Origin of the sequence: Myxococcus qinghaiensis, assembly GCF_024198215.1 — a bacterium.
Classification (GTDB): domain Bacteria; phylum Myxococcota; class Myxococcia; order Myxococcales; family Myxococcaceae; genus Myxococcus; species Myxococcus qinghaiensis.
In genome coordinates, this window is sequence record NZ_JAKCFA010000007.1 from 256,874 (window position 1) to 272,618 (window position 15,745).

A 15,745-nucleotide genomic window follows, 5' to 3' on the forward strand; every position below is an offset into this window, starting at 1 on the left:
CGCGACTCCCGGGCGTCACGCCACGCTCAGCGCCCGGGACGCAGGCCCGGGTCCGCCTCGAACGCGGCGACGTCGTGGTAGTAGCGCTCCACTTCGGCGTGCGTGGACGCCTTCGTGAAGACCTCCGGACGCGGGTGGGCGATGGCGTCGAGGATGACCTCCACGGCCTCCTCGACGGGCTGGGCTCCGGGCAGCGCGCGGGAGTCCGGCCCACCGCCCAGCGCATTCGATCCGAACTCCGTGGCCACCACGCCGGGCATCACCACCGTGACGGAGATTCCCGGGTGCGTCTGGCGCAGCTCCTGTCGGAGACAGGCGCTCAGCGCGTTCAACGCGTGCTTGGCCGCGCTGTACGCCGAGCGGTGGGGCACGACAGGAAGGCGCCCCAGGGTGCTGGAGATGTTGAGAATCTGTCCGGCGTTGCGCGCCTGGAAGTGCGGCAGGACGGCCTGCATGCCGTAGAGCGCGCTGTGGACGTTGGCGTGCCACATCGACTCCAGGTCCTCGTCGGTGAGCTCGGCCACGGAGCGGGTGATGCCGCGTCCGGCGTTGTTCACCCAGACGTCGATGTGTCCGAAGCGCTTGAGCGCCGCGTCGCGAAGCCGCTCCACCTGCGCGCGGGACGTCACGTCGGTGACGACGGCGAGCGAGTCGCGACCGGAGCGATTGGCGACGACCTCCAGCTCGGCCTGACGGCGAGCGGCCAGCACCAGCTTCGCCCCACGCGCCCCCGCCACGCGAGCCAGCTCCGCGCCGATGCCTCCACTCGCCCCTGTGATGACGATGACCTTGTCCATGCGTGTCCCCTCCTGGATGCCCGCTTGTCGTGCCCGCGGAATCTACCCGCCTGGCGCGGACCTGGAGGCGACTCTGTTCAATCGTCAGGGCTCAGGAGACGTCCTGTCGACAGAGCAGTCCCAGCACGGGCACCGTGTTACCCTTCCCTTCCGTTCTCGCCTCGGGTCGCTCGCGCATGCCGTTCCGGATCTTCTCCTTCTCGATGCTCATCGGACTCGGCGCGGTGCTGGGCCACCTGTACCTCTACCGACGGCTGGTCCGGGAGCTGGTGCGGGGACGCGCGGCCCGCTTCGTGGCCATCATCGTGCTGGGGCTCCTGACGCTGCTGCTGGGCATGCGGCGCACCTTGCTGGATGCGCTTCCGGAGGGACTGGAGCGCACCGTGACGGTGGCCACGTACACGTGGATGGGCGTGGCCCTCTGCCTGGTGCTCGCGCTCCTGGCCATGGACCTGCTCCGGGCCCTGCTCGGGCTGGGCCGCTGGGTCCAACGGCGGAGAGCCACAGCCGCCCCGTCCGCGCTCACGACTTCCGTTCAGGAGACTCCGTCACCTGTCGAGCCGCTCGTGGACGAGGAGCGCAGGAGGTTCCTCGGACGCGCGCTCGCGGGAGGCGCGGCGCTCGCGGGCGGAGGGCTGGCGTCGTATGGACACTGGCGGGCCTTCGCACCGCCGCTGGTGACGGAGCTGGCCATCCGGATTCCCAAGCTGCCGCGCGAGCTGGATGGGCTCTCCATCGTCCAGCTCACGGACATCCACGTGGGCCCCTTCATCGAGCGCCGCTACATGGACGAGCTGGTGCGGCAGACGAACGCCCTCAAGCCGGACCTGGTCGCCATCACCGGTGACCTGGTGGACGGTGACGTGCCCACGCTGGGAGGCGCCGTCGCCGCGCTCCGAGGGCTGCGCTCGCGCTATGGCAGCTATTTCGTCACCGGCAATCACGACTACTACTCCGGTGACGAGGAGTGGACGGCGTTCCTCCAGTCGCTCGACATCCAGACGCTGCGCAATCGCCATGTGCGAATCGGCGACGCGGGCGCCTCACTGGACCTGGTCGGCGTGGACGACTGGAGCGGCTGGAGACGGCGCAACCAGAAGGGCTACGACCTGGACCTGGCGCTCGCGGGACGAGCGCCGGACCGGGCGGCGGTACTGCTCGCGCACCAGCCCGCGAACTTCAAGGTGGCCGCGGAGCGAGGGATGGACCTCCAGATTTCAGGCCACACCCACGGCGGGCAGCTCGTCCCGATGACGCTGTTCATCGGCTTCGCGTGGGAGCACGCGGCGGGGCTCTACCAGCACCAGGACTCGCACATCTACGTGAGCCGGGGCTGCGGCTTCTGGGGTCCTCCCATGCGCGTCGGGAGTCCTCCGGAGCTCGTCAAACTGGTGCTCACGACGTAGCGGGCTCACTTCGCCAGCGTGGCGCGGGGCGTGTAGCGCCAGAAGCGCTGGAGGTGGCCACAGCTCTGGCAGGCCAGCTCCACCTGAAGCTCTCCGCCACGGGTCGCCGTGGCGGGAACGACGGTCTTCATGGACTGCTCCGCGCGACCGCTGCACGCACGACACACGCCCACCGTCTGGACGAACCGGGCATTGCGCGTCACCACACCGTCCTCGCAGTAGCCACACCACCAGACGTGATAGTCGACGGCGCCGCTCTGCTCCTGCCGGCGCTGCTCGTCATTCAGATGGACGTCGTCCAGCTCCTCATCGAGCAGCGTCCGCGCCTGACCGCAGTGGTTGCAGACCTCCAGCTCCGAGCGCTTCGGCCCCGGGGGGACCAACGGACTCTTCGCTGAGATGAAGAGGGCCGAGGCCACGCCCAATCCCACCAACACGACGATGAGCAGGAGCGTCATCGGTTCGGCTCCAGTTCCACGGAGTGCAGCGCCTTGCCCGTCAAATCATGGATGGCGACGGTCATCACGCCGCTGGCCCCCTGGATGCGGACGCTGCCGAAGTACTGCTGGCCTTCCCACGGCGCCGCGTTCATCACCGTCGCAGGCCGGTGCCACTTCACCTCCGGACCGAAGGTCTCATCGAGCGGGCTCGGACCGAACGTGCCCGCGTTGAGCGGCCCCGCGACGAACTCCCAGAACGGGTCGAAGTCGCGGAAGCGCGCCCGGTCCGGGTGGTAGTGATGCATCGCCGGGTAGTGCACGTCCGCCGTGACGAACACCACGTTGCGCACCTTCCGCTCCTTCAAGAAGGACAGCAGCTCCGCCAGCTCCAGCTCGCGACCCAGCGGCGCACCCGGGCCGTTGGCCCACGCCTCCATGATGTGAGCCCCGTCCGGCAGCTTCTCCGCCGGGATGATGAGCCCCAGCGGCATGCTGGTCGCAATCACCTTCCACGTGGCTCGGGACGCCGCCAGCGCCTGCTTGAGCCCGTCGAGCTGCGCTCGCCCGAGGAACGCCGTCTCCGGTCCCTGCTGCTCCTGACGGTTGATGGAGTTCGGCGCCCGGAAGGCGCGCACGTCCGGGATGAACACGTCCAGGAGCGGCCCCTGCGAGAGCTGCCGATGGATGCGTCCCTCCGCCCGCGCGGCGCCGCCCACGGGCGAGTACTCGAAGAAAGCCTGTCGCGCCCGAGCGCCGAGCACCGCCTCGTCCGCGACCCGCGTATACCGAGGGTCTCCGGCGAGGCTGCGCCCCGGATACCAGTTGTTGCGCACCTCGTGGTCATCCCACTGGTAGGCGATGGGCACGTCCTTCGCGAGGGCCCGCAGCGAGTCGTCCAGGAAGTTGTAGGCGAAGTTCCCGCGCAGCTCCTCCAGCGTCTCGGCGACCTTCGACTTCGCGGGCGTCACGCGGTTGCGCCACACGCGCCCATCCGGGAGGACGACCTCCGGGAGCAACGGGTTGTCGGCGTAGATGGCATCGCCGACGTGCAGGAAGAAGTCGGGACGCAAGGCGTGCACCGCCGCGAAGCCCCGGTACCCGCCCCACTCCGGGTTGATTCCCCAACCCTGGCCACACACGTCCGCGCTCCACGCGAAGCACACGTCCCGGGCCGAGTCCGGTGACGTGAGGAACCGCCCACGCCACTCCTCGCCCGTGACGCCACCGTCCTCCGCGAGCACGCGCACGAAGACCTCGCGCCCCGCTGGCAGGCCGGTGAGGTCCACCACGCCGGTGTAGTCCGAGGCCTCGGTGAGCGCGGCGCCCTCCACGCGGTGCACACCCTTCACGAGCCGGGAGTCCTCGCTCCACTCCACCACCAGCCGCGAGGCCCGGTCCGCCTTGCCCCAGACGGTGACGGCACCGGTGCGCACGTCGCCCAGCTGCGCGCCCAGGGGCAGCGATGGCCCGGGACGCGGCGCGCGAATCGGCCGCGTCGAGGCGCAGCCCGCGGCGGTGATGGCGAGCCCCTGGAGCACGGTTCGTCGAGTGAGGACAGTCAAGGTGCGCACGCTCCGAGGAAGGAACCGGCCTTCACACTAAGGCCCCTTCCACCGCGCATCCAGCACCACCGCCGCCCCCCGGAAGCCACGCATGAATGAGGCCGCCGGACGAAATCGCGGATTCAGAAGGTGGATTCCAGCCCGCACTCGCGACGACGCCCCACCCATTTGACGGCTCCCCTTGATGACAGTCATAAATCCGCTCATGTCGAAATTCACGATTTCACAGAGAGCGCTGTTTCTCTCATTGACGCTGTGCTTCGCGCTGGAAGCCAGCGCCGCGGCCTTGAGCTCCGCATCGTCCACCGCGTTCACGGTGCCCAACGGAACCTTCGAGGTGCCCGCCCTCCCCGCCTCGCCTGGGTACGCGTACGCCCCCGCGGGCTCTGGCTGGACGATGGCCAGCGGCGCGGGCCTCTCTCGGAACGCCACGGCCTTCACCTCGGGAAATCCCAACGCGCCCGAAGGCGCGCAGGTGCTCGTCCTCCAGTCCGGGGGAACGGCGTCACGCGCGTTCAACTTCACGGCGGGCTACTACGTCTTCAGCTTCTCCACGGCGCAGCGCGGAAACGACCCGACCAGCGCCCAGAGCGTCCAGTTGCTCGTCGACGGCACGGCCCTCCTGACCGCGAGCCCCGTCGGCGCGACGTACCAACGGCTCACGGCCGGACCGGTGCTGCTCGCCTCAGGGCCCCACACCGTCGAGCTGCGCGGGCTGAAGACCCAGGGCGGGGACACCGCCTTCGTGGATGACTTCAGGGCCTCGCGCGTGAGGGACATCAGCATCAGCGGCTTCGAGTCTCCCGCCATTCCCACCAGCCCCGGCTTTGTCTATGCGCCCACCGGAGGCCCGTGGAGCCTCTCCGCCGGCGCGGGCCTCGCGCGCAACGGCAGTGCCTTCACCGTCGCCAATCCCGCCGCGCCCGAGGGCGCGCAGGTCCTCTTCCTCCAAGGCCCGGCCACCGCCACCACCGCCGTCACCATCCCGCGCACGGGCCACTACCGCTTCCGGCTGAGGGCCGCCCTGCGCGCCAATGACCCGACCCAGCCGCCGGCCAAGGACGTCCGCGTCACCATCAACGGCACCGAGGTCGGCCACTTCCGCCTCGGAAGCATCCAGTACACCGAGCACGTCTCCACGGTGCTCGCGCTGAACGCCGGGCCCGTCACGGTGAGTGTCGTCGGTGAGGACACGTCCCCGGGAGACCACACGGGGCTGGTGGATGACCTCCGGATGGAGATGGTCCACGACTGGAATGACGCCTACGTCTGGGGCGGCACGGTGCCGACGGCGGGCGACAGCGCCACCGTGGGCGTCGGCAGCGCGGTCAGCCTCCAGGGCACGCTCACCCCGGGGGCCGTCGTGGTGAACGGTGAGGTGCTCGGCGTCCAGAACCGGCCCGTGTCCCTCACCACGCGGTACGTGATGGTGATGGGCCCAGGCTCCCTGTTCGAGTTGGGTCAGGAGCTGACGCCCTACCCCAGCACCGCCGTCATCACCCTCAACGCGTCCGACCCCACGCTCGACGTGATGGAGATGGGCAACAAGTTCCTCGGCGCCATGGGCAACGCCACCCTCCGGCTGCATGGTGAGGAGCGGGTGAGCTGGACACAGCTCCAGGGAAGTGTGAGCGCGGGAAGCAACAGCCTCGTCCTGAAGCAGCCCGTGAACTGGCGGCCGAACGACGTCATCGTCATCGTGTCCAGCACCCGGAACTGGAACGAGGCCGAGCAGCGCGTCATCCAGTCCCTCGACGCCACCAGCACGCGACTCACCCTGACGAGCCCGCTGACCTACGGCCATACCGGCGTGCAGAAGACCTACTCCAACGGCTCGCGCACGTGGACCGCGGACCTGCGTGCCCAGGTGGGCCTGCTCACGCACAACATCAAGGTGCAGGGAGATTCCGCGTCCGAGGCCAGCGGGTTCGGCGGACACGTGATGATCATGGACAGCTCGCGCGCGCACATCAGCGGTGTCGAGCTCTACAACATGGGCCAGAAGGCGAAGCGGGGGCGCTATCCGTTCCACTGGCACATGCTGGGCGCCGAGGGCGCCGGGCAGTACTTCAAGAACTCCAGCATCCACCACTCCTACAACCGCGCCATCACCATCCACGGGACCGAGAGCACGCTGGTGGAGAACAACTTCTTCCATGACCACATCGGCCACGGCGTGTTCCTGGAGGACGGCAGCGAGCGCTTCAACGTCATCAAGCGCAACGTGACGCTGCTCACCCGACGTCCCGCGTCCGGACAAGAGGTCACTCCGTCCGACAACCAGCTCAACAACGTGCAGAACCGCACGCCGGCCAGCTATTGGATCACCAATCCCCAGAACACCTTCGAGGACAATGTCGCGGCGGGAACCGAGGGAACGGGCTTCTGGTTCGCGTTCCCCGACAAGCCCATGGGCCTGTCAGCGGAAGTGGACCGCTTCAAGGACATGCCCGTCCGGACGCTCCCGTTGATTTCGTTCAAGGGCAACAGCGCCCACAGCACCATGAGCGGGTTCGACATCTTCGACAGGCTGAGCCCTGACCATCGAATCGAGCCGAACCACGGCTGGTTGAACCCGGACCTCCACGTCATCGAGGGCGGGACGTGGTACGCGAACGCGCTGGCGCTCTACACGGGGATTGGCGCCGGCGGACCGACGGACAACCTCGTCTTCCGCGACAACATCCTGGTCGACAACACCGTCGGCACCATGCTGGCCAGCTACAGCGTCGTCGAACAGAGCCTGTTCGTGGCGGACTCGGGAGAGAACCTCGTGGGCGGCGAGCGGACCGCCTACCGCGTCTATGACGGCGCGGGACAGGTCCGCGACTCCCACTTCGTCGGGTGGACCGCGGCCAACGCCAACTTCCTCATGAACACGGGCGCGGCCGTCAAGCACCCCAACCACACGTTCCTCCGGAACACGATGGCCCCCGCCGGACCGCCCCGCATCCGCTTCTGCGACGAATCGGGCGCGCTGTGTGACGCCACGGGCAAGCCCACACCGGGCACCGACGCCAATCATCCCAGGCACCCTCGAGTCTGGTCCACCGTGTTGCGGGACCTCACGGGAACCATCACCGGCAAGCCCAACACGGCCATCGTGTCCAACCATCCGTTCATGCGCGTGGGAGACGAGTACCAGCCGCCCAACTGGGAGTACGCGTACCGGAGCGACCACCGCTTCGCGCTCTCCCGGCTCTCCTACTACGACGACAACAACCTGCACCTGAGCCCCAACCTCACCTGCACGCGCAGGAAGGCGGGGACTCCCACCGAGCACGTCTACTACGTCGACGGGTACCGCGAATGGCATCAGCTGCCGGTCATCGTCAGTGAGGGCTATGAATACACCTATGCCTACGAGTCCCTCCCGCCGACGAAGTCGGTGCTGATGCAGATGGAGGACGCCACCGCGGGCGACTCGTACATCGCCCACTTCAAGGACTTCGGAAAGCTGGGTGGGCTCTCGTACTTCTCCAATCAAGGGAGCTTCCCTCCCTACCCATCCCTCGCCGCGCTCCGTGCCGCCAGTTCCACGGGGTACTACGTGCAGCCGGGTGGAGACCTGAGCATCAAGGCGGTGGCCACGGGCAGGTACCAGGCGTTCGTCATCTCCTGGGCGACGAACTTCGTGGTGCCGCCGCTCGACACGGACGGAGACCTGATGCCGGACTCCGTGGAGATTCGCGCGGGCCGGCATGCCTTCGATGCCTCGGACCTCTCCGTGGAGTTCAACACGCTGGGTGACACGGAAGGCTGGGTGGGCACCCACATCGCCGGGCAGGCGGTGAGCGGCGGAGTGCTGACCGGAACATCCAGCAGCGCCGACGCCATCCTCGTGAACAGCGACTACGACTTCGACGCCACCCGCGTGGCGACCCTGCGCGTCCACATGCGGTCCTTCGCGCCCACCGGCGTCCAGTTGTTCTTCGCCACCGACACCCAGCCCGGGTTCTCCGGCACGCGCGTGGCGACCGTGGGCCACCCCGGCGGCGGCACCTACCAGACGCTCACGTTCAACATGCAGGGCGTCTCTGGATGGAACGGGACCATCACCGACCTGCGCCTGGACCCGGTGTCGGGCGCGGGCATCGCGTTCGACATCGACTGGATTCGCGCGACGGCGCCGTAGCGCTCCGCCGCCCCAGGAGAGGGCCCCCACCTGGGCAGCTCACGCAGGAGGTGCCCAGGTGGACGCGAGGTCGACGACGGAGAGTCGAACCTGACGGAGACGCGCCCGGTTGCTGATGACGTTGAACGCCGCGACACGGTCGCCTCGGAGCTCGATTTCGAGGACGAGCAGGGGTCGCCCGAGTGGCGCGACGACGACGCCCAGGGCGCCATTCACGAGGACCGGTCGAGCGAAGCGCGCTCGGCCGGAGTTGGTGAGCGTCTCCTCCGCGACGCGGCGGGCACCCCGAATCTCGGTCTCCTCCTCGCCTCCCAGCGCGGCACGGTCCGCACGGCGCACGACATCCGGCGCCAGCACGGCGAGGAGGGCCTCCAGATCGCCCGCGCGCGAGGCGGCAAGAAAGGCGTCGATGACCTCACGCTGAGCGCGAAGCTCGGCGGCGGAAACCGAGGGCTTGCCCTGCACCCGATGGCGGGCACGGCTCGCCAGCTTCTTCGCGGCGACAGGGGAGCGCTCGACAATCTCGGCGATCTCCTCGAAGGGCACGCCGAACAAGTCATGCAGCACGAAGGCGATGCGCTCGGCGGGCCCCAACGTGTCGAGCACCACGAGCAGCGCGAGTCCGACGGACTCCGCCATCACCAGGTCGTCCTCCGGATGAGCCCCGGCGTCGTGGGCGATGACGCGGTCGAGTTCGGCCAGGTCGAGCAACTCCTCACCCCGTCGCTGGCGCGAGCGCAGCCACTCCAGGCACACCCGGGCGACAACCGTGGTCAACCAGCCCGTCACGTTGACGACGGTACGGGCATCGAAGCGGCTGGCTCGAAGCCAGGTCTCCTGCACCGCGTCGTCCGCCTCGTCCGTGGATCCGAGCATGCGAAACGCGACCGCCCTCAGGTGGCGTCGGGACCGGTCGAACTGCTCGGCCAACTCGGAGTGATTCGCCATCGGTCACCTTTCATCCGCGCCATTCATCATAGCGAGAGACGCGATGAACGACGCGAGAACAAGGAGCCGGTCATGCCTGTACTGATGGTGCGTTACCAGGTGGCGGAACAAGGTGTCGCGGAGGTGACCCAAGCGGTCCAGACCGCGTTCGAGGCCGTGAGGGCACAACGTCCCAAGGGCCTCCGATTTTCATATTTTCATCGTGCGGGCAGCACCGAGTTCATCGCACTGGTGGAGCTGGACGAGGGCATCGAGAACCCCCTGTTTGGAATCGAAGCGGCCCGGGCGCTCCAAGCCGCCGTGGCCCGATGGGCCGTGGGAGAGCCGCCGAAGCCGCAAGCCGTCGAGCGCATCGGCGCATACGGCATCGTTCCGTGAGGGAACCCGAGACGACCGATTGAAGTCCCGCCTCACGCCCAGGTGGCGCGTGGCGTAAGTCCCGGCGTGGAGCCGAGGAGCCACCCCCACCCGTACCCCGAGTCACCGCCCGGGCTGGACCCGGGGCGAGGCATGGCAATCCGGAGGGAGGCCGGATGCTTGGAGGGCAAGCTCGCTTGCCCTGGGTGCCGGGACCTGGACTTCGGGTATGCTTGTCCGGCTTTCGGACCCGTGAGGCCGGGTCCCACACGATGCGCGGACAAGCAGGATGGATGGGGCCGGGGTCGACTCCCCAGGCCCGCTCGAAAGGTTCATACACATGAAGCGACTGGCACGAGTCGGTCTGGTGTTCGGAGTTCTCGCCCTGGGCGGCACGGTGGCCTGTAAAGGCGAGGAGGACGTCGGCAAGGCGGAACGCATCAAGGGCAGCAATCACCTGAGCAAGAAGGAGTACAAGGAGGCCGCCGCGGCGTACGCGCTTTCCCTCCAGGCGGACCCCAAGCAGGAGAAGGTCTGGGAGAAGAAGGCGTTCGCCCACCTCCAGCTCGGGGAGATCGACAAGGCGAGTGAGTCCGTCCTGAAGATCCTCGAGATGAAGACCACGCCGGCGGAGAAGGCCGAGACGTACCGGACGCTCGCCAGCATGAACATGCAGGGCGGCGCCACGGAAGCGGCCGAGAAGTACTTCAACGAGGCCCTGAAGCTGGAGCCGAAGGACGAAGCGTCCCTCGGGTGGATTGCTGAAATCTACGCCCAGCGCGGTGGCGCGCGCTCCATGGTGGCGCCCATCGTCAAGGCCGACCTGGAGAAGTCGATCAGCTATTACGACCAGGTCATCGCCATCAACCCCAACTCCGCCAACACGTACCTCAACAAGCGCGTGGTGATGGGCCGCCTCATGGAGTACGAGCGGCAGCAGAAGGAGATGGCGCTGTCGGAGGCCACCGAGAACGCGAAGGACCCGGCCGTCGTCGCCGAGGCGAACGCCCGCGCCGCCGAGCACCAGAAGCGCATGGACGATTTCCAGGTCCAGTTCGCGGAGATGACCAAGAAGTTCAGCGAGGCGCAGAAGGCCACCAAGGCCCAGGCCGCGGCGGGCACGCCGTAGTCCCCTCGCCTTCGTGAAGCTCCAGGGCCTGGAACCGCGCACCGGTTCCAGGCCCTTCTTCTTTTCTCGCCAGGCAGAAGCGTTTCCTGGGTGTCACGCGGTGATTCCGTCGTGCCCCGGGGGCACCGCGCGCATTACGCTGGGGCCTCAAACTTCACAGGGAGGCTCGTGTATGGACGTGCGCGCGGCGGTGGCGCTCGAGGCGGGAAAGCCGTTGAGCATCGAGACGGTTCACCTCGAGGGGCCCAAGGCGGGAGAGGTGCTCATCGAGCTGAAGGCCACCGGCATCTGCCACACGGACGAGTTCACGCTCTCCGGGCAGGACCCGGAGGGCTTGTTCCCCGCCATCCTCGGGCATGAGGGAGCGGGCGTGGTGGTGGACGTGGGGCCGGGCGTGACGACGCTGCGCAAGGGCGACCACGTCATCCCGCTGTACACGCCGGAGTGCCGGCAGTGTAGGTCGTGCCTGTCGCGCAAGACGAACCTGTGTACCGCCATCCGCGCGACGCAGGGCAAGGGGCTGATGCCGGACGGCACCAGTCGCTTCCGGTTGGGCAAGCAGAGCGTGCACCACTACATGGGCACGTCCACCTTCGCGCAGTTCACCGTGCTGCCGGAGATAGCGGTCGCGAAGATTCGCGAGGACGCCCCGTTCGACAAGGTCTGCTACATCGGCTGCGGCGTGACGACGGGCATCGGCGCGGTGGTGTACACGGCGAAGGTGGAGGCGGGCGCGCGCGTCGTCGTCTTCGGGCTCGGCGGAATCGGCCTCAACGTGGTGCAGGCCGCGCGCATGGTGGGCGCTGACCAGATTGTCGGCGTGGACATCAACCCCGCGCGCAAGGCCATGGCGGAGAAGTTCGGCCTCACCCACTTCGTCAACCCGAAGGAGGTCGAGGGGGATCTGGTGCCCTACCTCGTCAACCTGACGAACGGCGGCGCGGACTACAGCTTCGAGTGCATCGGCAACGTGAACACGATGCGCCAGGCGCTCGAGTGCTGCCACCGGGGCTGGGGCGAGAGCATCGTCATCGGCGTGGCGGGGGCCGGGCAGGAGATCAAGACGCGGCCGTTCCAGCTCGTCACGGGGCGCGTGTGGAAGGGCAGCGCGTTCGGTGGCGCGCGCGGCCGGACTGACGTGCCGCAGATTGTCGACTGGTACATGAACGGGAAGATCAACGTCGACGACCTCATCACCCACACGCTGAAGCTGGAGGACATCAACCAGGGCTTCGACCTGATGCACCGGGGCGAGTCCATCCGCAGCGTGGTGAAGTACTCATGATGGCGGCCCCCACACTGCTGAGCCAGCACCGCTGCTTCGACGGCACCGTCGGCTTCTACAAGCACGGGTCCGAGGCGTGCGGGGGTGAGGTGCGCTTCGGTGTCTTCGTCCCGCCGCAGGCGCGGGAGCGCAAGGTACCGGTGCTCTACTACCTCGCCGGCCTCACGTGCACGGAGGACACCTTCCTCATCAAGGGGGGCGCGCAGCGCGTGGCCTCCGAGCTGGGGCTGATGCTGGTGGCACCGGACACCAGTCCGCGCGGCGCGGGTTATCCCGGCGAGGACGCCTCCTGGGACTTCGGCGTGGGCGCGGGCTTCTACCTGGACGCCACCCAGGCGCCCTGGTCCGCGCGCTATCGCATGGGCACGTACGTCACCCGGGAGCTGCCCGCGCTCATCGCCGAGCACTTCCCCGCCCGGGAGGACCGTCAGGGCATCTTCGGGCACTCCATGGGCGGCCATGGCGCGCTGGTGTGCGCGCTGCGAAATCCGGAGCGCTACCGCTCCGTGTCCGCCTTCGCGCCCATCGTCGCGCCCATGCGCGTGCCCTGGGGACAGAAGGCGTTCAAGGGCTACCTGGGCGAGGACACGGCCACGTGGCGCGAGTACGACGCCACGGAGCTCATCCGCGCCGCGAAGACGCCGCTTCCCCCGCTGCTGGTGGACCAGGGCACGGGCGACAAGTTCCTCAATGAGCAGCTCAAGCCAGAGCTGCTGAAGGAGGCGTGCGACGCCACGGGGCAGCCGCTCACGCTGCGCATCCATGAGGGGTATGACCACGGCTACTACTTCATCTCCACGTTCATGGAGGACCACCTGCGGCACCACGCCGCGGCGCTGAACGCGTAGCCTCGCGGACACCGCGCGGGGGTCCGGTGACGCACACGTCCGGGCCCCCGCGAGCGAGCCTGTCTGTCCGCTCGTGGGCTTTCGCTCGGGCCCTCGCGCCCGGCTTTGACGGCCCTTTCGTCGAGGCATAGGGTGGGAGATCCGCTGGAGGGCCGGGCGATGACGGGTGCACTTCCATCCACGACGACACCGTCCGGTACGGGGCGCCTGAACCGGCCCCGCCGGCTCGCGGTCGAAGCGCTCGGCTGCGGGCTGCTCGTGGTGGCACTCGAGGGCGCCCACCATGGCGCGGAGCACCTGGGCGTGAGCGCCACCGACGGGCGCCTCTTCATGTCCCTGGCCGCGGGCGTCGTCCTCGCCTGTCTCACGCTGGTGCTCCAGCCGTTATCCGGGGCGCACTTCAACCCCGCCCTCACCTTCGCTGACGCGCTGGAGGACGGCACGCCGTGGAAGGACGTGCCTCGCTACGTGCTCGCCCAGCTCGGCGGCGGCCTGGTCGGACGGCTGGTGGCGCACCTCATGTGCGGCGAGCCCCTGCTCATCGCGACGCGCGCTCCCTCCGCCAGCTCCGCGCAGTTCCTCACGGAGCTGGTGGCCACCTTCGGGCTGCTGGTGGTGGTGCGCGGGTGCGTGCGCAGCCGTCCGTCCGCGACGCCCCTGGTCGTCGCGAGCTATGTCGCCGCCACCGTCTGGTTCACCGACTCGCGCTCGCTCGCCAATCCCGCGCTCATCCTCGCGCGCGCGGTGAGCACTCGCGCCAGTGCGCTGCATGCGATGGATGTCGAGTCCTTCGTCGCCGCGCAGATGTTGGGCGCCACGCTCGCCGTGCTGCTCTTCCGCTGGCTGATGGTGCCCACGGAGAAGCCCGCGCAACGCCCCTGGTGCGTCATCTTCCAGTGCTCGCGTCCCACGGTGGCCGAGCAGGCCGTCACCGTCTTCAATGGCCTCTCCGCACAGGACCGGGCCCGGGCCACGGTGGATGGCGCCGCCGGTGAAGGCGCCGCGCAGGGCCTTCCGCCGCTCGTGGTGCGACTCCTCCTGCCCGGTGAGGAGGAGCCGCTGTTGGAGGGGGGCGCGTCCTGGCGGGTGCCCGTGAGCGAGGACGGGACTCCGGACGCCACGCAGCGCCTCCGGGCGTCGCTGCGAGAGCCCATCCAGCGGCTGTTGCGTGAGCGGGGATGGTCCCGGCTGCATGCCGTCGGCGATGCCGCGCACGAGGCGCCGCGCCACACCACTTGAAGACTTCGCTCCACGAAGGAGAGGCACCCCCTTGATGGAAGGACTTCCGCCGGCCGTTGCGTGGCCGCCGCTCCAGACGTTGATGCGCCTGACCCTCGCCCTGGGCGTGGGCCTGTTCGTGGGGCTGGAGCGCGAGTGGCGTGGCAAGGAGGCCGGCCTGCGCACCTTCGGCTTCGCATCGTTGCTGGGGGCCATGGGCGGGCTGCTGGGCACTCCGTTCGCCATCACCGCCGTGGCCCTGCTGGGCGTGCTGGTGGGCTTCCTGAACTGGCAGTCGCTGCGCGCGAACGAGGGCGCGGAGCTGACCACCTCCGCCGCGCTGCTCGTCACCGGCTTCACGGGCGTGCTGTGCGGCCTGGGGCACGTGGTGACGCCGGCCGCGGTGGCCGTGACGAGCGCGGGGCTGCTCACGTGGAAGGAGCGACTGGCGGGCTTCAGCAGCAAGATCACCGCCGAGGAGCTGCGCTCCGCCATCCTGCTGGCCATCCTCGCCTTCGCCATCTACCCGGTGTTGCCGACCGAGCCCGTGGACCCCTGGGGGCTCATCGTGCCCCGCGTGGCGTGGGTGACGGTCATCCTCATCGCGGCGATGGGGTTCGTGAACTACGTGTTGCTCAAGCTCTTCGGCACGCGCGGCGTGGAGGTGACGGGGTTCCTGGGCGGGCTCGTCAACAGCACTGTCACGGTGACGGAGCTGGCCTATCGAGTGAAGGAGACGGACGGCCGGCTCCAGGACGTCGCGTACCGAGGCGTCATGCTGGCCACGGCGGCGATGGCGCTGCGCAATGCCGTCCTGCTCGGCATCCTGTCGTATCGCGCGCTGGTGAACTCCGTGGTGCCGCTCGTGCTCATCCTGCTGTCGAGCATGGGGCTCGCGCTGGTGAGGGCCCGTCAGGTCCCGAGCAGCGCCGCCGCCCCGCCGTCGCTGCCTCTGGAGAGCCCCTTCTCGCTCACGTCCGCGCTCAAGTTCGGAGTGATGTTGCTCTTGTTCCAGGTCGTGGGCACGGTGGGACAGAGCCTGCTGGGCCACGCGGGTTTCTATGCGGTGAGCGCGCTGGGAGGCTTGGTGTCGAGCGCATCCGCGGTGGCCTCGGCCGCGTCACTGAGTTCGCATGGGTCGCTGTCACCGACCACCGCGGGAGTCGGCGCCACCATCGCGTCACTCGCGAGCGCCGCCGTCAGCTTCGTGGTGGTGGCACGCGTGTCCGGACAGCGGGCGCTCACCGTGCGACTGGGCTGGGCGCTCGGGACGGTGTTCGCCCTGGGGCTCGCCGGGGCCTTCGTCCAGACCCGAATCGGGGGACTGCTCCCCTGAGCCCCGGAGGTTCCGGGCCTAACGACGCTTGCGCGAGCCGCCACCGAACAGGGCGAGGAGGATGCCGCCCGCCAGCGCGGCGCCACCGCCCGCGATGTACAGCGTGGTGTTCTCGCTGTACTTGCCCGTGAGGACCTGTGACGCGCGCTCGGTCAGCGACTCGCGCGCATTCAGCCCCGTCCACAGCAACACGCCGCCCGCGACGGCGAGCATCACTCCCACCAACCGGATGATTCCCACGGAGACTCCTCGAGTTGAACCTGGAGCGTTATAGCGCCCCAGGA

At 68.8% G+C, this 15,745-nt stretch carries 13 protein-coding genes; 8 read left to right on the forward strand and 5 right to left on the reverse strand.

Annotated elements, in window-relative coordinates; translation table 11 throughout:
• Window positions 1-26: 26 nt before the first annotated feature.
• Window positions 27-797, reverse strand: coding sequence for an SDR family oxidoreductase (locus LZ199_RS15025; RefSeq protein WP_253994367.1), 771 nt, complete (start codon window positions 795-797; stop codon window positions 27-29).
• A gap of 176 nt (window positions 798-973) precedes the next feature.
• On the opposite strand from LZ199_RS15025, the gene LZ199_RS15030 reads away from it, so the two are divergent.
• Window positions 974-2,203 carry a metallophosphoesterase gene (locus tag LZ199_RS15030; RefSeq protein ID WP_253994368.1) on the forward strand — a complete coding sequence of 410 codons (1,230 nt, stop codon included), beginning with the start codon at window positions 974-976 and terminating at the stop codon, window positions 2,201-2,203.
• Window positions 2,204-2,208: 5 nt separating this feature from the next.
• Here the strand turns inward: LZ199_RS15030 and LZ199_RS15035 are convergent, their stop codons facing one another.
• On the reverse strand, window positions 2,209-2,661 hold the full coding sequence (locus tag LZ199_RS15035) for a hypothetical protein (protein ID WP_253994369.1): 453 nt from the start codon (window positions 2,659-2,661) through the stop codon (window positions 2,209-2,211).
• Window positions 2,658-4,205, reverse strand: coding sequence for an alkaline phosphatase D family protein (locus LZ199_RS15040; RefSeq protein ID WP_253994370.1), 1,548 nt, complete (start codon window positions 4,203-4,205; stop codon window positions 2,658-2,660). Before LZ199_RS15040 ends, LZ199_RS15035 begins: the two co-directional genes overlap by 4 nt.
• A 205-nt stretch (window positions 4,206-4,410) precedes the next feature.
• Between LZ199_RS15040 and LZ199_RS15045 the strand changes: the two genes are divergently transcribed.
• On the forward strand, window positions 4,411-8,340 hold the full coding sequence (locus LZ199_RS15045) for a G8 domain-containing protein (RefSeq protein ID WP_253994371.1): 3,930 nt from the start codon (window positions 4,411-4,413) through the stop codon (window positions 8,338-8,340).
• Between the two features lie 39 nt (window positions 8,341-8,379).
• On the opposite strand, the gene LZ199_RS15050 is transcribed toward LZ199_RS15045, so the two are convergent.
• Window positions 8,380-9,288, reverse strand: a complete 909-nt coding sequence (locus tag LZ199_RS15050) for a sigma-70 family RNA polymerase sigma factor (protein WP_253994372.1) — start codon at window positions 9,286-9,288, stop codon at window positions 8,380-8,382.
• Window positions 9,289-9,360: 72 nt separating this feature from the next.
• On the opposite strand from LZ199_RS15050, the gene LZ199_RS15055 reads away from it, so the two are divergent.
• The 6 genes from LZ199_RS15055 (at window position 9,361) to LZ199_RS15080 (ending at window position 15,461) form a co-directional block, all read left to right on the forward strand.
• Window positions 9,361-9,666 carry a hypothetical protein gene (locus tag LZ199_RS15055; protein WP_253994373.1) on the forward strand — a complete coding sequence of 102 codons (306 nt, stop codon included), beginning with the start codon at window positions 9,361-9,363 and terminating at the stop codon, window positions 9,664-9,666.
• 319 nt (window positions 9,667-9,985) lie between these two features.
• Window positions 9,986-10,774 (forward strand): tetratricopeptide repeat protein, encoded by a 789-nt coding sequence (locus tag LZ199_RS15060; protein WP_253994374.1) that lies wholly within the window; start codon window positions 9,986-9,988, stop codon window positions 10,772-10,774.
• 172 nt (window positions 10,775-10,946) lie between these two features.
• A complete protein-coding gene (locus tag LZ199_RS15065) occupies window positions 10,947-12,059 on the forward strand; it encodes an S-(hydroxymethyl)glutathione dehydrogenase/class III alcohol dehydrogenase (RefSeq protein ID WP_253994375.1) in 1,113 nt (370 codons plus the stop codon).
• Entirely contained in the window at window positions 12,059-12,907 is an 849-nt protein-coding gene (fghA, locus tag LZ199_RS15070; protein WP_253994566.1) for an S-formylglutathione hydrolase, read from the forward strand. The genes LZ199_RS15065 and fghA overlap by 1 nt, the downstream gene beginning before the upstream one ends.
• A gap of 159 nt (window positions 12,908-13,066) precedes the next feature.
• A complete protein-coding gene (locus tag LZ199_RS15075; protein WP_253994376.1) occupies window positions 13,067-14,146 on the forward strand; it encodes an aquaporin in 1,080 nt (359 codons plus the stop codon).
• Between the two features lie 34 nt (window positions 14,147-14,180).
• Window positions 14,181-15,461 carry an MgtC/SapB family protein gene (locus LZ199_RS15080; RefSeq protein WP_253994377.1) on the forward strand — a complete coding sequence of 427 codons (1,281 nt, stop codon included), beginning with the start codon at window positions 14,181-14,183 and terminating at the stop codon, window positions 15,459-15,461.
• 18 nt (window positions 15,462-15,479) lie between these two features.
• Here LZ199_RS15080 and LZ199_RS15085 read toward each other — a convergent pair whose 3' ends face one another.
• Complete coding sequence (locus LZ199_RS15085) at window positions 15,480-15,701, reverse strand: DUF3185 family protein (RefSeq protein ID WP_253994378.1); 222 nt, start codon at window positions 15,699-15,701, stop codon at window positions 15,480-15,482.
• Between the last annotated feature and the right edge of the window lie 44 nt (window positions 15,702-15,745).